Origin of the sequence: Metasolibacillus sp. FSL H7-0170, assembly GCF_038593115.1 — a bacterium.
Classification (GTDB): Bacteria; Bacillota; Bacilli; order Bacillales_A; family Planococcaceae; genus Metasolibacillus; species Metasolibacillus fluoroglycofenilyticus.
In genome coordinates, this window is sequence record NZ_CP151964.1 from 3,444,601 (window position 1) to 3,468,164 (window position 23,564).

The 23,564-nt window shown below is 31.8% G+C and carries 20 protein-coding genes; 15 read left to right on the forward strand and 5 right to left on the reverse strand.

Features of this window, described 5'->3' with window-relative positions; all coding sequences use genetic code 11:
- The first annotated feature begins 42 nt into the window (after nt 1-42).
- Nucleotides 43-3,885, forward strand: coding sequence for an exonuclease domain-containing protein (locus MHH70_RS16145; RefSeq protein WP_342471959.1), 3,843 nt, complete (start codon nt 43-45; stop codon nt 3,883-3,885).
- Between the two features lie 80 nt (nt 3,886-3,965).
- Here MHH70_RS16145 and MHH70_RS16150 read toward each other — a convergent pair whose 3' ends face one another.
- The 3 genes from MHH70_RS16150 to MHH70_RS16160 are packed head-to-tail and all read right to left on the reverse strand — an operon-like array spanning nt 3,966 to nt 6,124.
- Nucleotides 3,966-5,525 (reverse strand): IS66 family transposase, encoded by a 1,560-nt coding sequence (locus MHH70_RS16150; protein ID WP_342471960.1) that lies wholly within the window; start codon nt 5,523-5,525, stop codon nt 3,966-3,968.
- A 54-nt stretch (nt 5,526-5,579) separates the two neighbouring features.
- Nucleotides 5,580-5,933 carry an IS66 family insertion sequence element accessory protein TnpB gene (gene tnpB / locus MHH70_RS16155; RefSeq protein ID WP_342473160.1) on the reverse strand — a complete coding sequence of 118 codons (354 nt, stop codon included), beginning with the start codon at nt 5,931-5,933 and terminating at the stop codon, nt 5,580-5,582.
- Nucleotides 5,933-6,124 (reverse strand): hypothetical protein, encoded by a 192-nt coding sequence (locus MHH70_RS16160; RefSeq protein WP_342471961.1) that lies wholly within the window; start codon nt 6,122-6,124, stop codon nt 5,933-5,935. The genes tnpB and MHH70_RS16160 overlap by 1 nt, the downstream gene beginning before the upstream one ends.
- Nucleotides 6,125-6,241: 117 nt before the next feature.
- Between MHH70_RS16160 and MHH70_RS16165 the strand changes: the two genes are divergently transcribed.
- Nucleotides 6,242-6,466: a hypothetical protein gene (locus MHH70_RS16165; RefSeq protein ID WP_342471962.1), complete on the forward strand. Its 225-nt coding sequence runs from the start codon at nt 6,242-6,244 to the stop codon at nt 6,464-6,466.
- 124 nt (nt 6,467-6,590) lie between these two features.
- Here the strand turns inward: MHH70_RS16165 and MHH70_RS16170 are convergent, their stop codons facing one another.
- Nucleotides 6,591-7,394 (reverse strand): alpha/beta hydrolase, encoded by an 804-nt coding sequence (locus MHH70_RS16170; protein WP_342471963.1) that lies wholly within the window; start codon nt 7,392-7,394, stop codon nt 6,591-6,593.
- 186 nt (nt 7,395-7,580) lie between these two features.
- Nucleotides 7,581-7,754, reverse strand: coding sequence for an Arc family DNA-binding protein (locus tag MHH70_RS16175; protein ID WP_342471964.1), 174 nt, complete (start codon nt 7,752-7,754; stop codon nt 7,581-7,583).
- 502 nt (nt 7,755-8,256) lie between these two features.
- Here MHH70_RS16175 and MHH70_RS16180 point away from each other — a divergent pair.
- From MHH70_RS16180 to MHH70_RS16240, 13 genes are all read left to right on the forward strand, one after another.
- Nucleotides 8,257-9,597, forward strand: a complete 1,341-nt coding sequence (locus MHH70_RS16180) for an S-layer homology domain-containing protein (RefSeq protein ID WP_342471965.1) — start codon at nt 8,257-8,259, stop codon at nt 9,595-9,597.
- 191 nt (nt 9,598-9,788) lie between these two features.
- Nucleotides 9,789-10,412 carry a hypothetical protein gene (locus tag MHH70_RS16185; RefSeq protein WP_342471966.1) on the forward strand — a complete coding sequence of 208 codons (624 nt, stop codon included), beginning with the start codon at nt 9,789-9,791 and terminating at the stop codon, nt 10,410-10,412.
- 421 nt (nt 10,413-10,833) lie between these two features.
- Nucleotides 10,834-11,238: a hypothetical protein gene (locus MHH70_RS16190; RefSeq protein ID WP_342471967.1), complete on the forward strand. Its 405-nt coding sequence runs from the start codon at nt 10,834-10,836 to the stop codon at nt 11,236-11,238.
- Between the two features lie 109 nt (nt 11,239-11,347).
- Complete coding sequence (locus MHH70_RS16195) at nt 11,348-11,899, forward strand: hypothetical protein (protein ID WP_342471968.1); 552 nt, start codon at nt 11,348-11,350, stop codon at nt 11,897-11,899.
- A 602-nt stretch (nt 11,900-12,501) separates the two neighbouring features.
- Nucleotides 12,502-13,854 carry a hypothetical protein gene (locus MHH70_RS16200; RefSeq protein ID WP_342471969.1) on the forward strand — a complete coding sequence of 451 codons (1,353 nt, stop codon included), beginning with the start codon at nt 12,502-12,504 and terminating at the stop codon, nt 13,852-13,854.
- A gap of 136 nt (nt 13,855-13,990) precedes the next feature.
- On the forward strand, nt 13,991-16,030 hold the full coding sequence (locus MHH70_RS16205) for a phage/plasmid primase, P4 family (RefSeq protein ID WP_342471970.1): 2,040 nt from the start codon (nt 13,991-13,993) through the stop codon (nt 16,028-16,030).
- A 28-nt stretch (nt 16,031-16,058) separates the two neighbouring features.
- Nucleotides 16,059-16,619, forward strand: a complete 561-nt coding sequence (locus tag MHH70_RS16210; protein WP_342471971.1) for a hypothetical protein — start codon at nt 16,059-16,061, stop codon at nt 16,617-16,619.
- Between the two features lie 91 nt (nt 16,620-16,710).
- A complete protein-coding gene (locus tag MHH70_RS16215; protein ID WP_342471972.1) occupies nt 16,711-16,959 on the forward strand; it encodes a DUF4145 domain-containing protein in 249 nt (82 codons plus the stop codon).
- A gap of 324 nt (nt 16,960-17,283) precedes the next feature.
- Nucleotides 17,284-17,556 carry a hypothetical protein gene (locus MHH70_RS16220; protein WP_342471973.1) on the forward strand — a complete coding sequence of 91 codons (273 nt, stop codon included), beginning with the start codon at nt 17,284-17,286 and terminating at the stop codon, nt 17,554-17,556.
- The gene (locus tag MHH70_RS16225; RefSeq protein WP_342471974.1) at nt 17,546-18,562 is read left to right on the forward strand and encodes a reverse transcriptase family protein; all 1,017 of its coding nucleotides are present in this window, start codon (nt 17,546-17,548) and stop codon (nt 18,560-18,562) included. The genes MHH70_RS16220 and MHH70_RS16225 overlap by 11 nt, the downstream gene beginning before the upstream one ends.
- A 391-nt stretch (nt 18,563-18,953) precedes the next feature.
- Complete coding sequence (locus tag MHH70_RS16230; RefSeq protein WP_342471975.1) at nt 18,954-22,109, forward strand: metallophosphoesterase; 3,156 nt, start codon at nt 18,954-18,956, stop codon at nt 22,107-22,109.
- A gap of 256 nt (nt 22,110-22,365) precedes the next feature.
- On the forward strand, nt 22,366-22,947 hold the full coding sequence (locus MHH70_RS16235) for a tyrosine-type recombinase/integrase (protein WP_342471976.1): 582 nt from the start codon (nt 22,366-22,368) through the stop codon (nt 22,945-22,947).
- 195 nt (nt 22,948-23,142) lie between these two features.
- Nucleotides 23,143-23,562, forward strand: coding sequence for a YbjN domain-containing protein (locus tag MHH70_RS16240; RefSeq protein ID WP_342471977.1), 420 nt, complete (start codon nt 23,143-23,145; stop codon nt 23,560-23,562).
- Nucleotides 23,563-23,564 lie beyond the last annotated feature (2 nt).

Sequence of the window (23,564 nt, forward strand, 5' to 3'; positions counted from 1 at the left end):
TTCACTCGCTTTATTTTTCTATAAAATTGAGGAGGTAGAAAGATGGGTAAATATTATAAAGAAAAAAGGATTAATAAAATAGTCGAAGAAAATGAATTTGTAAGTGTCAGTGGAAAAATGGTCAGTGATGTAACGGTTAAGGCATGGAGTAGTGGCGAAGGTGAGAATCTCATTTTTGTTTTAAATGATGGTGACAGCAATTTAAAGTGTATCATCTTTGTGAGGTACGAAGACCATGACAAAAATAATATAGAAACAATTAAAAACTTTTTTGTTAAAGGGCATTTTTACGAATTAAAAGGCAGAACGAGCTTAGACGAAACGTACACAAATTTTAGTGTAACATCTGCTCATATAGGTAATATCAATGCGCCTACTATGCAATTGCAAGTAGATATAGAAGACTGTAAAGATACAACAAATGATATTGGAAAAAGAATAGATACAGATGAAATGGGGCGAGTTGAATTTAAAACGATTAGTCAATATTCCACCATGCAAAGTATCGTAAAAGAAGCAACCGCTATAGAGATGACCAATAGATTTAATTATCAAGGCTTAGGCTTTGTGGAAAAAGGAACGGTAAGAGGCTTTCCTTTGATAGAGCAACAATTGAAGCAATACAAAAAAGTGATAGCGGAGGAATATAAGAACAATCCAAGCAAAGAGAATCAAAAACGCTTAGAGAATATTGAAAAATTAAAGATGTTTTATGGTGTAGATTTTTTAGTTAATCAAAATCGGCATCTGCATTACCTAGTAAATAGTGAGAAATTGCATGAGAAAAACAGTGAGATAACCGATGAGAAATTTTTGAGAAATGTTAAATATCTAGTATTTGATATAGAAACAACAGGTATTTTCCCACTTTTTCATGAAATGATTGAAATAGGAGCAATAATTGTTGAAAACGGTGAGGTCATAAAGGAATTTCATGAGCTGATTAAGCCCACGAATAAAATTAATCAAAAAATCAGCAAACTCACCAATATTACAAATAAAGTGGTAGCTCATGGTGTAGATGAAGAAACTGCACTAAGACGGTTCTATGAATTTATTGGTGATGAGAAATATATATTAGTCGGACATAATGCTAGAGATTTTGATTTAAATTTTATCAATGTAAGAAGCAGAATGTATAAGCTGGATGAGAAATTAAATGATTTTGCCTTAATTGACACCCTATATTTAAGTAAATTTGTGGAGGAAGAAGTATTAGCGAAACAGAGAAAGCGTAAGAATTATAGCTTAAAAGACATGTTAAAAAAATATGGAATCAAGATTGAAAATCATCATAGAGCTGTTTCAGATAGCTTGCATACATTTAAATTGTTCCAAAAGTTGTTAGAGGATATGGAGGCTCACAATAAAGATTTAGTAGCGTGTAATGAACCTTTAAAAACTCAATTGGATATGCGTTTTCCACAAATGGTCACGCTATACGCTTTAAATAGAGAAGGCTTAACCTTTATTAATCAATTAAGTAGCAAGGTTCATACTGATACAGAGAATAGGGTTTTAGGCTGGAATGATATAGATGTTGAAGGGCATCGAGAAAATATTTTAGTTGTAAGCAATGGCTTCTATTGCAAAGACATCTTTGAAAGTCTACTAAACGGTAAATTTAATGAGTGTGTTTTAGATAATTATGATGTGATTGGATTAAATAGCCCATATAGTAATCATCATTATGAAGATATACCAGTAGCCACATTAAAGCAATTAACCAAAATTATTGATGGGATATGTCAAAAGCAAAATAAAATGGCTATCAGTTTGGGGGAAGTGTTGTGTCTTCATAAATATGAAGAGCAATATTTAGACATGTTGTGGTTCGATAATCGAGTAAAGATATTTTTAGATAAGAATGTCACCATCATTCGAGAATTTTTTGATAATAAAATTCAAAAAGAACTAGCTTTTACTGATACTGAACAAGAGATATATAACAAGTTTATTCAAGGTGAATTAATAGGCGATGATTTATTAAATGTTGATATTAAAGGATTAAAACTAAAGGTAGAGGGTGGAAGGTTTCATTCATATATACAAAGTAAGGAATTAGCACGAACAAATGTTTATTATAAATCAACTGAGGAATTATTAAATGAATTTGATTTTTTAGGTAAAAAAAGAGCGAGAGAAATCGTTTCTACAAATACCATCAAATTATTAGATAAATTTTCTCCCTATGAGGTAGTACCAACGCATCCACTAGTAAAGCCGTCTATGTTAGGCGGTAATGAGAAGGAGAAAATGCTTGAGGTCGTAGAAAGAAGGCTTAGAGAGCTATATGGTGAGCATGTTGATAAGGTAATTCAAGAAAGGTTAAATAAAGAGCTAGAAATGGTCTTTAAAGGCGGCTATGAGGTTGTCTTTTATGGCAGTTATTTATTAGTAGAGGAAAGCAAACGCAAAGGCTATTTAGTAGGTAGTCGTGGGAGCGTTGGGAGTATGTTGCTCGCTTATATAATGGGTATAAGTGAGGTCAATCCATTACCACCACATTATCAATGTGATACATGTAAAGAAGTAGAGTTTTGTGGAGATGAAAACGTAGTGTGCGGCTTTGATTTGCCTGTTAAGCAATGTACTTGTGGTGGGTCTTTAAAAGGAAATGGTTTTGGTATTCATTGGAGTAGTTTTATGGGCTATGGCGGTGAAAAAACGCCTGACGTAGACTTGAATTTTAGTAGTGAGATTCAAAAGCATATGATTGATTTTATCACCAGCTTATTTGGTGAGCGCAATATTGTACGAGCTGGCACAATTAGTACACTTGCCGAGGGGAAAAGTAAGAAAATCATTTGGGAATACCATAAAGCGAAGGGCAATATCATTGTTGAAACATTAAGAGAACGATATAACAATGATGTTAGTGATTTTTATGAATTAGATGATGAGGGAAATTTACATCCAATTGATTACATTCATTTTGATAAAAATAATCGCAATATTATTTATATAGAAAAATTAAAACAAGAGGATAATGGTGAGCCATTAGTAGAGATATTAACATTTAATTTCGATAGCTTGGTATTAGAAGAAACACTCGATTTTTTAAATGAAGTAGCATTTAGTAGTGGTCAACATGCTGGAGGAATGTTGGTAATTCCAGAGGAGTTAGATGTACATTATTACAGTGGTATTACCTATAGTAAAGATGGCTATGATGCCAGCCATGTTACCTTGCAATCAGAATATAAGCCATATGAGGATGCAATTTTAAAGTTTGATATTTTGAGCCAAGATGATAGTACAAGGCTATATTACTTGGAAAAAGAAACAGGCATTAGTATTGCTGATATTGATATGTATGATAGTGATGTGATACAAGAATTTGCATTAGGGCACACTGAAATGATTAGTGAATTTAATACAAACTATTCTACCAATGTCACCATGCAAGTAAGCCCTCAAAAATTTAGCGACTTAGTAGCGATTAGCGGTTTAACACACGGTAAGGGCTTATGGGATGGTAATGCGAATGTATTGCTAAAGAACGGCAAGGCAATTGATGAACTAATTACAAGTCGAGAGAACTTTAAAAGGCTTCTCATTCAATATGGCATCGAAGAAACATTAAGTAATCAAATTGTGGAATTCATTCGCAAAGGAAAATTGCATAATAAAAAGAATAGCGCTACCAATTTGATTGAGTGGAAAAAATATGAAGAGGTTTTAAGAGAGTACCATGTAGATGAATGGTTTATCCAAAGCATCAAAAAGGTTAAATATTTATTTCCTCTAGCTCACGCTGCTGCTTATGTCATCAATGCTTATAGATTAGCGTGGTTCAAAAATTATTATCCAATTGCCTTTGCAAAGGTCATGATAAATCAGTCTTTATTAGATAAAGATGTAGATAAGCGTATCTTTTTGTAAGCCCGTAATATAAAAATAGCGCACCTTTACGGTACGCACGACGAACGGCCAACTAGCTGAGAATTTTTTCGGCTAGTTGGCTATTTTGCACATGTGGCTTGAATATTTTCCGACCAAGGTAGGTAATTATGTAAAATTTTAGGCTGTTGATGAAACGGTAAATTTGGTAACTCCGTCATCAACTTCACCAGGTACTGATAAAAATCAATTCCGTTTGCTTTGGCCGTTTCAGCTAAGCTTAAACAAATGGCATTTGCTTTTGCACCAGCTTCACTTACAGAGAAAAGCCAGTTTTTTCGACCAATGACATTTGGACGAATCGCGTTTTCAGCTGGATTATTATCGATGGCAACGTTTCCGTTTTCAAGAAACACCATTAACTCTTCTTTACGGCTTAATGTATATTCAGATGCTTTCGCAATGGCATTTTTACCGAAGAAAGGCGAGCGATCAATCCATTCGAAAAACTCATCGACAATCGGCTTTGCCTCTTGTTGACGAACTTGCACACGCTCTTCTAGTGAAAGATGTTTAATTTTACGCTCAATATGAAACAACTGATCGCAATATTCCACACCGATTCGTCCGTTTTTACTGTCGGCTTTCAGCCAATAACGGCGTACGTGCGCCCAGCAGTTGGCGAACTGTACATAGGGTAATTGCCCATAAGCGGAATACCCATCACAGATGACAGTACCTTTAAAACCCTTGATTAAATCTTCCAAGATTGCCCGTCCACGAGAAAGAGCGCTCTTAAATAAAACGATAATAGGGCCTTCGCTTTGGACACTGCGACATACCCAATTATAAGCGTTTGATTGAGCTGGCTTTCCATCAGAACGTTTGATAATTTGTGCATAGGTTTCATCTATATGAAGCACAGATTTTGCCGTTAATAGTTGCTTCATCAAATTGTAAAGTGGTTGAAGCCAATCTTCTGCCACACGTATTACCCAATTGGACAAATTTTTATCGTTTGTCTGTAAGCCATGGCGTTCCCATTCATTTACCTGACGGTATAGAGGCAAGTACTGGATAAACTTATCGTAAATAAGTTTCGCCAAAACAGTGGGACCGGCAATACTTCTTTGAATCGCGCCCTGCGGGGCTTTGCCACGTTTAATTTGTGCTTTTTGGAGGGCATCTTTTTTACATGCCTTACACTCGTATACATGTTCAAAATGCTGCACACGTTTCATCGTAGCTGGAATGAACTTTGCTTCTTCACGTACCAGTATCGAACTGAACTCTACCATCTCTCCACGACAACAGTCGCAAGCTAAGTTAGATGGGTGATGATGAATTTCTTCCACTTCAATATCCTCACGAAACGAATCATTTCGTTTTTTATTTGTCTTTTTACGAGTCACAGTATAACTAACCGTTTCTGTGCTTTGTTCTCCTGTCTGCTCAGGTTCGCTAAAAGATGGGTCATCTTCAAATAAAGACCCTTGTCCATTTGGTGCTTGATATTTCGATTTCTCTGACTTAGAACCATATAATGCTTTCGTTAATTGACGAACTTGTTCCGTCAACGCTTCTATTTGTCGATTTGATTGAGCTAACTGCTCCTCCAGTAATCGAATGATTCGTTCATTTTGTTCTTCTTGCTTTTGATTAACAGGCGTCAAATCGTTCACCACATTTCCGTTCAAGTTTATATGTGGTTGATTATATCATTTAATATACGATGATTAAAAGATACCTTTTGCAGATTTTGCAATGGCTTTTGGCTGTTGGAGGGATAGTCCTTCCAACAACCAACGAAGTTCTTGTTGCGAAAGATTATGTACTTCATTTTCGTCTTTTGGCCATTGTAATTTTCCATTATCTAATCGTTTATAAAGCACGGCGAAGCCATCCCCGTCAAAATACAAGCATTTATAACGGTCCTTGCTCCATCCAGAAAACAGAAAGATCGAATCACTATAAGGATCCAACTCGAAAGAATCTTGAATGAGCGTTGCGAGACCATCAATGCCTTTACGCATATCAGTCTTGCCACATATTATGTAGATGTTTTGCACGCTCGTAAAATCCTGTTTCATCAACCATGCAGCTCCTTTATAATGGTTTGGATAATGCGCTCATCTACACCATTGAAGAAGGAGATTTCAGCCGCAGCTGTTTTAATGACACAACTTGGCTCAGCAGTGCATTGGCTAGAATGGAACGAAGAAATTTCGATTGGAAGGGGATCGAGTTTGACGGGAACAATAGTTAATTTGTTTGTTGGCATAAGAATGGCACCTCCTTTGATTGATATGTTTATCGTACCGGAGGTGCCGGGTTATTTATATGCGTTATTTGATTACGGGCTTACATCTTTTTAAAGGATAGGGAGCAAATTGAGGCATTGATTAAAAAATATGAAAATCCTAAAATGTTTTATACGCTACCTAAAAAAATAAGAAAAAGTTCGACTCAGATTTATTTTATGCGTTGGTTGTTTGATAATGGTATCGAGCTATTAGGGGTAGATGAAGATAAAACAGAGGATAAGATAGCAATGATAGAAGGAAAGAATATACGTTTACCTTATATGCTGAAACGATTTAGCCTAACAGAAGTGAATAAATAGCGTTTGCACTAGATAACATGATTGCCCATTCAAGACCACAATAATATTGTTGGTCAAAAATGGGCTTTTATTCATTTCATCAACTAACTAGTTAATATAACAGTAAACTCATATTTGCGAAAAGTTATAAAATCTTGAAATTTTCTAACTCAAGTCTATCTAACCAATTATGCACTAATGTGTTAAATACATCAGTTTGTTCGATTTGTAGGTTGTGACCAGCCATATCAAGTACTGAAAAAGTTGCTCTAGGGTAATCTTCAATTAGTCGCCATGCATCGTGGTATCCAACTACATTATCTTGACGACCTGTGATAATCAGTGTGGGATACTCAAGTTTAGATGAAGTATCAAAGGTAAAGCCGTATCCATTTTGACGAATGTGGTTTATGAATTCATAATTTGTTTGTTTAGAAGGAAGTAAAATTTCATTTTGAAACCTCTCCCATTCAGTTTGACCTTGTACTACCGCCATAGAGCAAAATTCATCAGCTTCCTCTGGAGATAATTGTGAAATCAAGTTGCTATCTCTTTTTAGAACTGTTTGCGGTGGTACTATCCTTTCATCGTATTCGGGTATAGTTAATGGTGCTATCAGCAGTAATCCACGAACCATGTCCTGGCGTGAATGGACTATACCTCTGGCAATGTATCCTCCAAATGAATTCCCACAAACAATAAACTGTTGATTGGGGATAATCTCATCCAAAAGACGCAATATCGCTTCTAAAATATCATCAGAGTTCTGAATAGATGGTTGTGATTCAGAATGCCCCATACCTGGTAAGTCTATGTATATTCTCTTCCAACCGCTTCGTTTCTCGAATAACGGCTCTAGTGCATGTAACATTACTTGATGGTCAAGTGTCCAACCATGCAACATAACGATGGGATATCCATCTCCAATTATTTTATAGTAAATCGACATGTATTTGTTTCCCCTTCCCTGTAGACCAAATGTATCGAAATGAATATTTAATCCTTTCATACATATATCACAAACTCAATAAACTCCCTTGTTCAACTGAAATCTGTAAGTTGAACAAGGGTTACAGATTGAATTCTGACAATCAAAAACTGTCTTATCAAATACAAATCATTTTGAATGAATATATCAATCTTCAAAAGTAATTGTACCGTGTTTTTTTTCAAAGTTGGCTACGTGTTCCTTTATTAACACTTCTACTTCACGATTAGCAGAACGAGCATTATGTTCGGCTACATAACGAATTTTCTTTAAAAGTTCAGGTTCAATGCGAATAGTGAATTGAGGTAGCTTAGAAGCCATCGTACCTCTCCTTTCTTGTGTTGTCTATATGGTGTCATTATAGCAACAAAAAAAGTTTTAGAAATACATTGACAACAAAGTGACAACACTTTATGATAATTTCAAGAGGTGATGCTAAGGTGACAACACAAAAGGTGAGAACAGGTTTAAGGTTGCCTTGTGATTTAAACACAAAACTTATTTTAGAGGCAAAGCGTGTAGGCATTTCTAAAAACGCTCTTATCCTCCAAATTTTGTGGGAATGGTCGGAGAAGCGTTAAAAGATGTTAGTTAATGTTCAAATAATTCCACCATGAATTATGGAATGTAAATGGATTTATCAACATGTATCTCAATGGCTATTCCAAGAATGCTTGTATTGAAATTATGTTCATCATTGAAAGGGCTATCTTCATTAATACTTTAGAAATAGCCTTCTTTTTTACGATGGAAACAGGTCAATAGGTCTATGCGTATTTTGAAAATGAACTATAAAACTATCATTTTTTTAGGAGGAGTAAGTATGAGGAACAAAATAAAATTAAGTATGTGTAGTGCATTATTAGTGAGTAGTTTAGTAGGTGGAACTCTAGGTACAAGTGATGTAGTAGTACATGCATCAAGCCATGTAGCGCAACAAATAGGTAATCCGTTTAAAGATGTGAGTAAAAAGGATGCTGCTTATGAAGCCATTCTATGGGCAAGTAAAGAAGGGATTGTTAGCGGCTATAAGGATGGTACATTTAAGCCAAATGATAAAGTCACAGAGGCTCAATTTGCAAAAATGTTAGTGAATTACTTTAAGCTGGATGCTGCAAAAGGCACGTTAATGAGAAATAGTGGGGAACGGCATTGGGCTGATGATTTTTATGACAAATTAGCAAGCTATAGTGTGCCATTAAACGGTTATGTCAACGAGGTACAACGTTTTGAGCCTGTTAAGCGTGGTGTTGTAGCCGAAGCACTCGCTTATCTTGCAAAGGATGAGATGACGTTAAAAGATAGCATTCAATTTTTATACGATAATAAGGTATCAAGCGGTCAAAATCCAACAGAGAAGTTGATTGAGCAACATTTTGGTTATGCCAATCATGTCACTCGTTCACAAGTGGTTATCTTCTTTTATAAGCTACATTTAGCAAATATCAGGTCAGTACAGGGCAAACAAGCACTTAGTCAATATGCTTCTAGTGAGGACATCGAGAAATTAGCAAAGCAAGGTACTGCTTATCTGTTCTATCTCTTAACGAAAGGCAGTATACATGTGGATTTAGAAAGAGCAGCAATTCGTCAAGAAGAAACCGAGGACTATAATAAACGATACAAAGCGTTATTTGAATCAGGTACATTTAAGTTTGCGGAACGTGTAAAAAATAAAAGTGCTGGTCATGAGTTATTTGATTTTAAAGCATTGGACAAATTGGAGAAGGAATTAACACCTGAAACAATTCAATATTTGAATCAACATTATGTAGTGGATGGCGCAACAAGTGGTGATGACCATTATTTAATATTTTTTGTCGATAAAAATAATCACTATTTAACGATTACCTATTCACCAAACGATTTTTATCCAGTGTTATATGGAAAACGTGATTATAGAATCACAGCTACAGGAAATACACCTACTACTAAACAAGCATTGGCGATGGTCGCAAGTGATATTACAGGCACAAAACGAACACTTGCTGAAATCAATTCCTATCAAACGTGGATTGATAAAAAGCAAAATCTAACACATGAATATGGTTTTGATGATAAACGTACAGTACGCTTTGGCATGAAAATTTATTTATCGGGTTTCTCTTATGAAGGTGGAGATTTTACATTCGTCTATTTCCCCGATAAAACAAGAAATGAGTAAAAATAATTATTTAAGAAGCTAATAGATTAATTTACTATATGACAACTTTGCATAACAGAACAATTGATAGCACGAGGCAAAGTTACTGTTCATGCAAAGTTGTGGTTTTAGTAGCGGTTATCTATCTGTATCAATAAAAATCACTGTAAAAAGGAGTGGCACTTTTGAAAAAGAATATCTTTCTATTATTCATGATAACAATACTATTAGTTGGATGTAGCAGTGGAAAAGGGGGGACTAAAACAACTGAAAAAGACGTTGTTCAAGCAACCGAAGATACATATAAAGATTACTATGGTACATATTACAAAGTACAAGCAGGACAGTTAGATGGTCATTATTTTGATGATTATGAAACGGTTCCGCTAGAAGATTTTCATGATAACGATACGATTCAGTTAAAGAGTGACGGCACATATATTACTAAATATGATAGCTATACACAAGACGGTATTCTATTTAGTAAAACTACGAGCAAATATGAGTATCAATTTGATGGCTTTAATGTGGTTCGTAACAGAAATATTAATGAAAATAATTTTAAATCCCAAAAAAGTATTTTACTATATGATGGGGCGCATTATTTTAAAGAATCAGTCTTACAAGAATATGTAGATGCTGGTGCTACAGTTCTGAAAGAAGATGAAGATTCAATCGTCTATGATATTACAAAATGGAGAATAGAAAATAATGAGCGAGATGGTGAGGAAAATCATTTAGAGAATGACTTTGTGACAATTGATGGACTGTTAATTAGTGTCAATTATTATTATGACAGTGACGAAACAAAAGTATCCGTTTATGAAAAAAGATAATAACGTAGTAAAGAAAACATTGATTTCCATTGGGATGATTGATGTTTTTTTGAATTTACAAATACATTGAGATTCAACAGACTACACTTTTGATTAACTAAAACTAAATAATTAATAAATTTACGTTATTTGTATTTTATATGTTTGTACATGATATATTAGTTACGGTTAAAGCAATTTTGAGAGGTGTTAAGAATGTCATTTTTAGAGCTTCAAGTAACCAGTACAAGTAGCAATCATAACCGCTTCTATAGGAGCAATAACACTGTTTTTAAATACTCTACTTGGGAAGTTAAATCTTACTAGTCTAAAACAGAGGCGATATATTGATACTGTCAGTAAAGAGAGAATTGAGTGGTTAAATAAACTTCGAGAGAGTTTTGTTGAATATACAATGGTCATCTCAGAAGTGAGTATGTTTGTGACTTTATTTAATTTGAAAGAAATAACTGTAGAAGATGAGAAAGGAAAAGAATATTTTGATAAGTTATTCCGATTAGAGAAAGTGAAACAAAAACTCTATTTGTTACTAAATCCAACAGAAATTTATTCTGAAAAACTCAATGTACTTTCTAATGAAGTAATCAAATTGTTATTGAGGTATGATGAAAATCCAATAGATGATAAGTATGATGAATTAGGTAATCTAAATGCCAATATAAATTTTATCCAACAAGTAATTTTAAAAGCAGAATGGAAACGAATCGTTATAGAAATAGAGAAGGGGAAAAAATTAGAATCTAAAGAAGTAAGTAAAATTTTTCAAGAAGTTGCTGAAAATATTAATAAGGAGCGAAATGAAAAACTTTTTTCTAAAACCTCATAACAGTTCTATTTATGTATAGTAATTATTATTTGTTAAAAACAACGGAATTTTATCGAAGGAAAACATCTCCTTTTGTCGAATTTAGTAGATGGAAGGATGGGGATGTATTATGACTGATAAGCAAAAAGCAATTGACACTATATCAAATTTTTTAAATGATATAGATAAAAGAATAATGTTAGTAAGAGGTTATGATAACGAAGCTAAGTTAAGAGTGACACTTTCTTGTTTGAATCAAGTATTTGATAAGGGAATTATAAGAACGGGTTCTATGTCTGATATGTCATATCATATTAATAGAGCATTTAAAAAAGATTTGCTACCTAATTCAATTAAATCAACAGCTATTTATAAATTGGGTAAAATGAGTGTGAATTTTAGTAGTTATGCAACTCATACACAAAATAATCCAAAAGGCAATGAAGATACTTTTACTTTGTTTTATCCAGTCGAATCGGTACTTAAAAATTCAAAAAGATACAATAAGTTTTTGGATGAAATAAAACGCACACAATCTAAAAAAATCATACTAGTTACTACCAATGAATGGGGTATAGAGGAATGGGATATTGAAAATCATGTAGACGAAAGCTTCTTCTATAGTGTTGAGAATGATAATCCTCAAATTATGAAAAACTTAAGAAGTAACGGGGCGATATAAGTCTTATTTTTAGCAATCTCATAAGGAGATGTTTTAGACTCGATTACAGATTAAAAATCTCATATAAATGTTCAATAAACGCTACTCATATCGAGTAGCGTATTTTATTGCAAAATTTTATATGTAATTGTATGGAACGCTATGAATTAAAGGCACATATAGACATACCGAGTTACATTTTTAAGGGTGCTGGTTACATATTTCCCCTATGTTGGTTACACTTTTAGCCTTGCTGGTTACATCCATTTTTGCACGAAATTTTAATTATGAAATACATACTTAATTTATAAAAGGGCTTAAAAACGTTGATATATCAAGGTTTATAGCACTAGGAGCTTTATAGAATACTACATAATATTACTTACAATAGAGAATAAATAGATATGGGTTACACCAGTTACACTATTTTGATAGTTATGATATACATATATTTTTTTTCTTTTAAAAATAAATTTTGTAATACATCTTTTATGTAGAAAAGGTGTAACCAGTGTAACTGATGTAACCGATTTTTTAGAAAGTGCGTAAAACTTTATAGACGATACCTAAATGTTTATTTTATGATTTGATTGTAAAAATAAATGTTTAGGAGGTTTTATGGATTGATAGATAGTATGAATGGTTTTTTAGAATATTTATATCCTAGTGATGTTAAATATAAAGGTAAGTTTTTGTTATTCAATATAGATACAAAGATGAGTACATTTATTGATACACATGATAAAGATAGTGTAGTGGATTACATTCAAGCAGAATCAGCTAAAGGGTATACGATTCAGCTTAATTTAGCCTTGCAACTCGAAAAAGAAGCAAAACTAAAAAAAGTAAAAGAGGATAACACCAAACATGAAATAGTAACAACACTCTATAAAAAGTACATCAATCAAAGGTATGGCTACCAAGCCACACAAGCGGAGCGAGCGTTGCGTAATGTTGAGCCAAAGGAAAGAGAGCTAGGTATCAACTTAAATAAAATGAAAGCTGACTTACAAAAGGATTTAGTTAGCTATGATACCATGCGTCAAAAGTTAAATGAGTATAGTCATCATGATTTTCATGGTTATTTTAAACAGGATATTGAGGCACTTACTCAAAATATTTTAAAGCGTGTGAAAGGTACTTTAGAAACCATTAGCGAGGTATTTGGGTTATGGCTAGATGTTGATGTTCAGGTAGATGGACATCATAACGAGCAACACAATCAATATTTTGATAGCTTCCAGCAAGCAACTGATTTCATTACAGCGTTACCTATTAAGCCTACTATGATTGTAAATAGTGGAGGCGGTCTACATGTGTACTACAAATTTGATGAGGTATTAAGGCTTGAAACAATTGAGGAACGCAAGGAAATCAATTTGATTTATAGGCTATTTAGCGAGTATGTCAATCAAGAGGCTAACAAGATAGGGAAGAAAATTGATAAGTCCAATGTGTTAAAAATGATGCGTGTACCATTCACTTATAACCTTAAAAATAAAGACAAACCGAAGCTGGTTACGATTGAATATTTTCAGGATGTTAATCAATTAAAATATGAGGATGTAAAAGGATTTTTAAAAGAAGCAATTGAAAAGGAACAGCGCAAGATAGTTCATGGCAAGCAACAAAGCTTCTATTCATCTAATAAAAAGGCTGATGGTGATTTAATTTATGAGCGCTGTAATTGGGTACGACACAAGGTTGATAAACAGCACGAATGTAGCTATGAGGAATGGAATCTATTGCTGATGTTGTGCGCCAATATAAAGGATGGTTTTGAGAAGGCGCATGAGTGGAGTAGGGATGATGCTAGGTATAATTCGCTTGAAGTTACGAGAAAATATCAAACACTCGTTGAAGAAAAAATGAAGCCGTTCCTTTGTCATAAAGTAAGTAGAAGTAGTTTATGTAAAGGTTGTAGTTTATTTAATCAAGGTAAATCACCTATTGGTTTAGGTTATGATGGTAAGTGAGAAAGATGATGTATTTATATGATTGATTTGATTTTAAAATAAAATTCAAAATGTACGAAAATTGGTTGATGAGAATGATGTTGATATTATAAGATGAAATAGCAGTAAAAATAATATAAATTGGAGGAATGATATTTTGGATTTAAAAGAAAAGATGAAAGTGATGGAGATATTTATAGAAAGGATGGTGAATAAAGGAATTGGTAATTTGAACAATGATGAAATGAAAGAATTGCTTGCAATGGAAAATGAATTAGCTTCATTGCAACAACAAGTAAATGGTGGATTGGCTAGTGAAGAAGTAGACAATAGCTATAGAAAAGACTTTTTCATCAATTTACAACATGTTGATGATGGAGTAGAGAAGGTTTGGGAGATAAAAGATATTTGTTTAAAAATTGAGAAGGAAATAGCTGCTTTAAAACAATTGAAGTCTTCTGTAAATCTTGGTGAAGATGAGCTATTCAATTATTATTTGCTCAGTTTGTTGTATGCGGTGGAGCGAGAGAGTGGCTACGCTCATTATTTTATAAGATATAAAAATAAAATTTTGAGAGAGTTGGATGTGAAAGCGAAGGATTTTGATATAGTCTATCAATCTATCAGTAAGTTATTAGCGGATTATTATAAAAATTTGAAGGATAGCAATATGGAAACAATCAACGCTGAAAAAAATAGAATGAAAAAATATTTGATTGATAATCGGTTAAATTATTGGCTTGTAGCGGAGGAACTGCTAAAAGAAGAGCATTTTATGCGAGAGGGTAATGCGAATTATATCTATGATAAAGGCGTTTATGTGGATTATCACAAGATAATGAATAAGAAAATTAAAGATAAATTAGGCGTGTTGTATAGTGACATTAAGAATAGTAGAGAAGTGCTAAATCAACTGGACATTGAATTAACACAATATGATGATACCGAAAAACATACAAATTATCAATATAAAAATCAACTTGCTACAACAATTAATTTTAGGAATGGATTATATGATTTAAAAACAAATGAGCTAAAGCCTCATACACCTGCTTTTTTATCAAAAAATCAAATTCCCTTCAATTATAGTGAGCAGTATGATGAGCAATCTATGGAGATTTTGATGAATATTCTCCATACGATTGTAGAAGAGGAATCCATTCCTGTTTTATTAGAGTATATTGGCATGTGTATGACAGTGGGGATATTGCATCAACAATTTGTTATTTTGTATGGTGAGGGTGGTAATGGTAAGAGTACATTATTAAGTCTTATCACCAATTTATTAGGTGCAACAAATGTAAGTAACGTGAGCTTAGAGGATTTATCCAATGATAAAAGTTTCACGCTCGGTTTGCTAGAAGGAAAGTTAGCGAATATTGGTGGTGAGCTAGGCAAGAATGGTATGGTGGATATGAAAAATCTAAAGCTATTGACAGGCGAAGATAAAGTACGAATGGAAAAGAAATTTAAAGATAGCGAATTTAAAAGCAGCTACGCAAAGTTGATTTTCTCATGTAACTTCCTCCCACCATTTAATGAGAGTGGTGAGGCAATTAAAAGGCGATTAAGAATTGTTAATTGTCCATATAAAGTTGCTGAAAAAGCTGTTTATAATAGCGAGGAAATAGCTATGTATGTAGCAGATGAAAAGGTTATTCAATGTTTAATACATTTGAGCGTCAAGGCTTATAGCAATGTTATCAATCATACAAAGCAATTAACTGTTACACCAACAATGGAAAGGCTCATTGAGGAGTATCTTAATTCTTTAAAAGTTGTCAAGAAATTTATGATGGAAAATGTCACGCTGCTGGATTATGAAATGCGTCATGGGAAGCATGAATTGATGACGGAATTGACGTATAAAAATCAGCAGAATGAAATAGAGGTATTGAAGCTATTAGAAAGCGATTATCTAACGCTGGACGAGCTATATGAATTATATGTTGAATGGTGTAAAAATAATAATTATCGAGCAAAAAATAAAGGGAATTTTGAATTAGATTTGTTTGCGGATATAGAAGGATTTGAAGAGCGAGTTGTAAAGAAGCCCATTAAGAAAAATGGGAAATCCAAGCGTGTGCAACAATGTTTTGGTGTAATTAAAGGTGAGCTGGAGGATTTTATAGAAAATAAAGTGGAGCAAGGTCATACGAATGGCAATGTGGTCAATTTAAAGGATTTAATGGGATAAGCATAATTAAATAGGAAGGAGCTATTTGATGAAAAATGATAAAAATAAAGTGATTCAAGTGGATTTTGCGAAGAAAGGTCAAGAACAGGATGAGAGCATTTTTATTGGGGAATTCAATGAATGGCTTGGAATGAGCAGTGATGAGATTGATTTAGAAGGCTTTTCATGTGACTATGAGGTATTTATAGAGCGTGATTTTCAGGTATCTTTAGAAGCGTATTATCAAAATGTAGCAGAAGAAAAAGGTGCATTAGAAAAAATTGTTGAAAGAGAAGCAGGCGTAGTTTGGCATTATATTAATAATGCCAATGGCTTGCTAAAAGTAAGCGATTTTTACAACATTAAAGAAAAAATCAATGATACGTTTTTATTTGCACAAATAGCACTTGATAGAGCTGTAGAGATAGAAGGTTTCATTGTCCTAGTATTTAAAGAGTGTGAAATTGATGAGGGGATTTTTACTGATGAGGTTGAAGGTATTTGTACAGTAGAAGAAATGAAGGAATATTTTAATGCTGAGGTTTTTAATAGCTTAAGTGAAGAGCGACAAAAATATTTAAGAGGTATCTTTGGAGATACGGAGGAATAAGGAGAGTGAATGGAATGAATATAGTTCCATTCGCTTTTTGTTATATTTGTATAGTGAGGCATGTTAAAGGAGAAAACGAGGTCAAGTTGTATTGAGGCAAAACTTAGAAGGTAAAATAAATGGACTGTTTACTGGAGGAATATTAACTAAAAATCAAACAGATATTTTGCATTCTATTAGGGATATTGGAAATGAAAGTGCTCATGAGTTAGTTGCCCCTTCAAAAAGTACATTGGAAAAAGTTTTAGAATTAATTGAATTTATGTTTATAACTATCTATGAATTAAAAAATATGAAAAACTTTAATGGAAAGATGGAATGTGAAATAAACTATCTATGATATGGTAAATAAATATGATATAATAATGTGGAATAGTTGCCTATAATTCCTTGCAAATTTAATTTGTTGGTGTATGCCAACGGGAAATATAAACCCCTCCACGACAATGCTGTAGCATATCGCCATCGTATATCATGTATATGTCATTCATATAACATCGTACATTCTATATATGTAATTCGATAACTAATGCAAGGGGGATGGCTATTTTAGCCAGTTATGAAGAGTAGAAATCTTTATTAGACGGTTTCAACCTTTAAAAATCCTAGTAAGTATACGCAAGGGGGAGGCGAAAGCCTTAATACTTATAGGAGGTAAAGTTAAATGAATTACATTAAACGCAAAGCTATTCAGTTGAAATCTTGGGTATCGGAAAGTATGCGAGGAGAAGATGGAAAAATTAGCCGTGTCAAGACTTTCTATTTCTTGTTAGGCTGGTTTGGAGCACCTGATTTTCTTGCTTTTTTGCTTGAAAAAATTGTTTGGGTTCTAAAAGCTCTTTACTACATTATTCCTTACGTTATCCACTTCATTGAAGGTCTAATTTCTGCTCTTTCTTATTCATTAAATAAGAAGGGGTTTTTTTATGGAGTTTAACAGTAGTAAGCTATATAGGCTATCCAACAAGAAATTATTAGCAGATATTTTAAATGTAGACAGAAAGAGCTTGAAAAATGTTTCAATTGAGTTTGTACCATTTAAACTCCCACCAGAATATTCAACTATCAATGGGAAGCAACGTGATTTATATAACCCTAATGACAAACATAAAAAAGCTTTAAGAAAATTAGTGAAATTATTGATGCAGGTCAATTTACCTTCCTATGTGTTTGGGGGCATTCAAGAGAAAAGTCATATACAAAATGCTTTTGTTCATAAAGAAAATAAATATATAATGCTTTTAGATATTCAGAATTTTTTTCCTTCTACTTCGGATTCATATGTTTATGATTTATTTAAAAGGAAATTTCAAATGGAAGATGATTTAGCAAAAATATTAACGGATTTCGTTACAATTCAATGCGAAAGAAAAGCGGGAAGATATCTTCCTCAAGGTTTTCCTACCAGTCCCATTTTAAGTTATTTAGCGTATGTAGACATGTATAATGAATTAGAGGATTTGGCAGTAAAAAATGGTCTAAGCTTTAGCTGCTATTATGATGATTTGACTTTTTCTTCTAATAAATTTATTGATAAATCTGTGAAGCGTAAGTGTGCTCAAATAATAGAAAAATATCAATTTAAAATTCATCCTACAAAATCAAAATTAATAGTTAAGAAGGGTGTAGAAGTAACTGGGGTATTTTTAGATGCGTTAGGAAATTTAAAAGCTCCTAAAAAATTATTAAATAAACTACAAAAATCTTACGAAAAGGTTAAAGAGATGGATGAAAATCCTAGTGAATTTACTAAAATTCAATTTGTAGATGAATTAAATCGACTACAAGGTTTAATAGCAGCAGTTAAGAGTGTAGAAAGCAGTAGAAAAGTCGATTTATTTTTAAATGAGTTAAAGTGCATAAGGAGAAAGTATAATGTACCTTATAGAAAAAGGGATATGAAAAAATGCTTTAAGACGGAATATGCCTTGTTGATAAGATAAGTTTATTAATTCTAAAATTAAGCTTTAAAAATGGTATTAACTTTACATTAATTAAGAAAAATCTCTGTAAATGTTATAGGGGTTTTTGTTTATATAATTTGATATACAATTATTTAATTATAAAAAATATAGACATGCAAAATCATTATTTTTTAATAGCAATTATAATTGTTAATAAGTATATCAAATGGTACTATTGAGCAAAAGATACAATAATTTTAGTGGTAGTATGTTTTTTGAGATTTTTCATTGTAATAATGGAGAAGCATAGGAAGCAGTATTTATAGCAATTTTGTAGAATGTATTGAATTTGTCAGAAAATTTATTTTACTTAAACTAATTGAAAAAATACTTAGAGCGTTTAAATTTATTTTTTAGGAGGGTGTTAAATGTGAGAATTTTACATTTATCGGATATGCATTATACAAATGATAGCGACAATAACTTTGAAATGAATTTATTAAATCCCATGTTAGAAGATTTAAAAAAAATAGCAGATGAAAAAGTTTTTGATTTGATAATTTATTCAGGTGATTTAGTAGATAAAGCTGGGAAAAGTTTTGAAAATGATTTGACTCTAGGATTAATGGAATTTGAACAAAATGTTATAGAGCCCTTATTAAATACACTAAATTTAGATAAGAGCAGATTCATTATTGTTCCTGGAAATCATGATATTGAAAGAAATCTAGATAGTAATTTGATAGAAAAAGGTCTATTAGGGGAATTAAATACATATAAGACAGTAGCAGATTTTATGGCTGAAAGAAGAAAAAGTGATAATTGGGAAGGAATTAAACGAATTAAAACTTTTAAGGAATTTGAAAAAGATTTTTACAATCTTAATGAAATTTCTAAATTTGAAACAATTCATATTTGTGAAATGGAAGGAAATAAAGTTGGTATAGCAGCTTTAAATACTAGTTGGCGTTGTTATGATAGTAAATTTGATAAAGGCAATATAATTTTAGGAGAATCGCAAATTGATAACGCATTAAAAGAATTTAAAGATAACTCATGTAATTTAAAAATTGCTGTACTACATCATCCAATTGATGAGCTTCATCCATTTGAGGCTAAAGAGATTGAAAATAAAATTTATAGGGAGTTTGATATTGTATTTAGTGGTCATGTACATTTCTCAGAATCTCATGTAACACATGATTTGCATGGCAAAACATTAATAATTAAGTCGCCTGCTAATTGGAGTGGGAACGTAAAATCAATAGATGTAAATTATTTAAATGGATATTCAATACTTGATTATAATCCAAAAGAGGAGATTGTATTAATGTATAGAAAATATTCGAACTTTAAAAATGCATTTATAGCAAACAATGACCGTGGAGATGAGAATGGTAAAGTGTTTTATGGGTTACCTAGTCTTACCCAATTAGGTAGTGTTGAAAAAAAAACGAAAATTTTTAATGTAATAAAAGAATATAATTTGGAAGAAATTGATAATCACTTATTAACTTTTAATACTGATACATTTGCACCCAAAACATTGAATGATTTATTTGTTTTGCCCAAATTAACTTATAAAAAAGAAGTGGATGTAGAAGTAGAGTTTAAGAGAGTAAAAGATGAAGAAGTAAAATTTAATGAACTATTAGTTTCAGAAGAAAATTATATAATTTTCGGGACAAAAGAATCGGGGAAGACAATATTATTGGATAAGCTATTACTGGAGTTTTCTGAGGAAAATTCCAAATATAATACTATTCCAATTTATTTTAGTTTTAAGGACATTCACCAAAATAATAATATAGACTCTTTAATTTCCAAATATTTGCACGAACCTATTAAAGATATAAGAAATGGCTCTTTAGATGAATATAAAAAGGTTCTTTTAATAGATAATATGGATTTTAATGACAATGCAGGTGTCATTAAGTTAAAGAAATTCTTAGATAGCAATGCAAATTATAGGTATATTGCTACTTCTTATGCTACTGGGGAACACGAAATACCTGTAAGTGCATTAAAATCAATGCTAACAGAAAATAGTAAGACAATATTTATAAATCAATTTCAAACTAAGGAAATTAAAGAGCTTTTTAAAAAATGGTTTAGTAATAGAGATGATATTATCCCAAACGAAAAAAGTTTAGACAAGATTTTAGAAACTTTTAAATCTTTAAATTTACCTAGAACCCCTATGGCTGTTTCTATGTTTTTATGGATAATTGAAAAACAAGAAAACTATGTTCCAATTAACAATGCTCAAATGTTAGAAAACTTTTTAGAAAAAGTATTTTCTAAATCCGATATTACGGAGGTCAAATCATCAGATTTTAACTATAAAAATAAAGAGACTTTATTAACAGAAATTGCTTATTTTATGTATGAAAAAAATGATATTTTTTATAGAGTAGAGCAAGCAGAATTGATTGATTTTATATCTAAACGATTAAAAGCCAGAATGTATCCCTTTGATGAAATTGAAATATTAGCTGATTTTGTTAACAAAGGTATTTTTTCTAAACAGCGTGATAATCAAAAAAATTATATTAGATTTAAATTTAGTTGTTTTTATCATTATTATTTAATGAAAAATATTAATCGTAAACCTGATTTTAAAAAATATATATTATCAGAAGAAAATATGATTTTTTTCATGGAAGAGATAGAATATTATACAGGATTAAATATGGAAGATACAGAAGTATTTGAAACCATAATTAATAAAATGAATGAAAAATTCAAACACGTAGCAAAAGAGTATTCAAGTTTAGATTCTTACTATGAAACAAATCAAAATTTTATAGAATATATAGAAAAAAAAGAATTAAATAATTGGTTAAAAGAGTCTAAAGAAACTGAAAAAGATTATGAGGAAAGTAACAATAAATTATTGGAAGAATCCTCTAATAATGAAATTGTTAACAAATCAATTGAATTGAGCCCTTTGGAGAAGTATGAAAGATATTGGGTGTTAGCTGCAAAAGTTATAAAAAATAGTGAGGAAATTGAAGAGGCTGAACTTAGAATAAAAGCAATTGAATCTACAGTAAGCTGTGCTATTTTATATATGACAATGTATAAAATCTTATTACAGCTATTAGAGAAGGAAATGCTTATGTTTACTGACGAAGAATTTAAAGAACAATTTTTTGTGGTAAACAGGTTATTACCTGTATTCCAGCAAATTATTGTCACGCAAACAATTGGAACAGGTAAATTAACAATTCCGATTGAACACCTATTGAAGGAAGTTATAAACAGCCAAGAAAAGAGTGAAATTGAGAAATTTGTATATTTATTTCTTTATAGTGATTTGAAAGGTGAAGGATATAAAGAATATATAAACTTATTTATGGATAGTTTTAAATCATGGTATATGAGGGATATGATATTTACTAAACTTTTTGAATATTATATTAGGAAAGATACCCCTAAAGAAGATGAAAAATATTTAACAAATCATATGGCTACATTGGTGGAGGGAAAATCAAATGGAAAAAGAAGGGGCTTTAACAAAAAAGGAAATATAATATCGAAGTTAGAAGATATTAAAATCGAAGCAAATTTAAAGTCTGGTTAAATTGAAATTAATAATTTATTTTTCAAATGAAAATCATGATTTAGATATGAATTGTAAAAGTCTCTGTGAATATTGCAGAGATTTTTTGTTTGTACAAATTATTTATTGCTGAGATGAAGTATTGTAATAAATGTATGCTTTTATAAAAAAGGATACATAAAAAATGTTGATTTAATAGGGTTTCGTTGTTGAAGTAACCTATAATGTATGGTATTATTTCTTTGGTGATAAAAGGATACATTCGTAGGGGGAAATAATGGCTAATACTAATGTGAAAAAGGGAATGTTAATTGATGTTCAACCGCTAAAGTCTAAACAGGAAGTGAATGAGCTAATAGAAGCACTAGGAATGAGTACAAATGGTTTACGAGACCAATTACTCTTTAAGTTAGGTATCTCTACAGGCTTACGTTGTTGTGACTTAGTAGCCCTAAAGGTTGAACAGGTGAAGGGGAAAAGCTCTTTCAAGATTCGTGAGGGTAAAACAAAGAAGGAACGTACAGTTTACCTCAATAGTTTAATGGCTGATATAGCGGATTACATTGATACATTGCCTGTAGGAACAGTTTATCTATTCCCAAGCCGTAAAGGAGACAGTCATGTATCAACTACACAGGCATACCGTATAATTGCTAAAGCGGGGAAAATGATAGGGAATAGCTCTATCGGTACTCATACAATGCGTAAAACGTTTGGATACACGTACTATCAAGCTACAAAAGACGTAGCTACGCTTATGGAGATATTCAACCATAGTTCACAGAAAATCACGCTTAGATACATCGGTATTACAGAAGAATCAATAGAAAATAGCATAAAGAGTATTTCGTTTTTTTAATATGATTTTATACCGATTTCTCAAGTGGAAAATAGAGGTTAATTTCAGTCTTAAGAGTATTTTCAATTGATAACAGATATACGAACTGTTACGATGGGAATAAGAAGTTTTCTGTAATTAAAATATATCTAGAGTTAAGAGTCTAGTAAAAAAGATTAAAAATTATAGTTGAAAGTAATAAGGGGAGAAATAAGGATGGTAAAAGAGAAGAATTTTGAATTGTTAAAAGAAGAAATGGCTAATATTGGATTAAAATATTCTGTTGAAGAAAATGAAGAATATTATGGAATTAAATCTGGTATAAATCTTGAAGATTTAAAAGTCCCTTTTTTTATTACAGTTGATAATACAGATGTTAGTTTAATTGCAGAATTGCCAATAAAAGTTAATGAGCAGACTCTTGAAAGTAGCTTAAGAAATGTTAATAAAATAAATTCTGAAAATCTAAAGTATGGTAAATATGAATTAGATTTGGAGGATAATACAATTTATTTTACAAACTATATATATTCTAAAAATATTGAACTTCCAGTAGAATCAATTAGAAACATTTTGATGGCAGGAATATATGCACTTAGTAAATATGCGATTGAATTGCAAAAAGATTTATTATGATG

Bases quoted from the DNA above. Each gene is read 5' to 3' on its own strand.
- MHH70_RS16160 (WP_342471961.1), bottom strand. From the start codon at position 6,124: ATGCCAACAAACAAATTAACTATTGTTCCCGTCAAACTCGATCCCCTT.
- MHH70_RS16210 (WP_342471971.1), top strand. From the start codon at position 16,059: ATGAAAAATGATAAAAATAAAGTGATTCAAGTGGATTTTGCGAAGAAA.
- MHH70_RS16145 (WP_342471959.1), top strand. From the start codon at position 43: ATGGGTAAATATTATAAAGAAAAAAGGATTAATAAAATAGTCGAAGAA.
- MHH70_RS16170 (WP_342471963.1), bottom strand. From the start codon at position 7,394: ATGTCGATTTACTATAAAATAATTGGAGATGGATATCCCATCGTTATG.
- MHH70_RS16175 (WP_342471964.1), bottom strand. From the start codon at position 7,754: ATGGCTTCTAAGCTACCTCAATTCACTATTCGCATTGAACCTGAACTT.
- MHH70_RS16235 (WP_342471976.1), top strand. From the start codon at position 22,366: ATGGCTAATACTAATGTGAAAAAGGGAATGTTAATTGATGTTCAACCG.
- MHH70_RS16220 (WP_342471973.1), top strand. From the start codon at position 17,284: ATGAATTACATTAAACGCAAAGCTATTCAGTTGAAATCTTGGGTATCG.
- MHH70_RS16195 (WP_342471968.1), top strand. From the start codon at position 11,348: ATGACTGATAAGCAAAAAGCAATTGACACTATATCAAATTTTTTAAAT.
- MHH70_RS16225 (WP_342471974.1), top strand. From the start codon at position 17,546: ATGGAGTTTAACAGTAGTAAGCTATATAGGCTATCCAACAAGAAATTA.
- MHH70_RS16185 (WP_342471966.1), top strand. From the start codon at position 9,789: ATGATAACAATACTATTAGTTGGATGTAGCAGTGGAAAAGGGGGGACT.
- MHH70_RS16180 (WP_342471965.1), top strand. From the start codon at position 8,257: ATGAGGAACAAAATAAAATTAAGTATGTGTAGTGCATTATTAGTGAGT.
- tnpB (WP_342473160.1), bottom strand. From the start codon at position 5,933: ATGAAACAGGATTTTACGAGCGTGCAAAACATCTACATAATATGTGGC.
- MHH70_RS16240 (WP_342471977.1), top strand. From the start codon at position 23,143: ATGGTAAAAGAGAAGAATTTTGAATTGTTAAAAGAAGAAATGGCTAAT.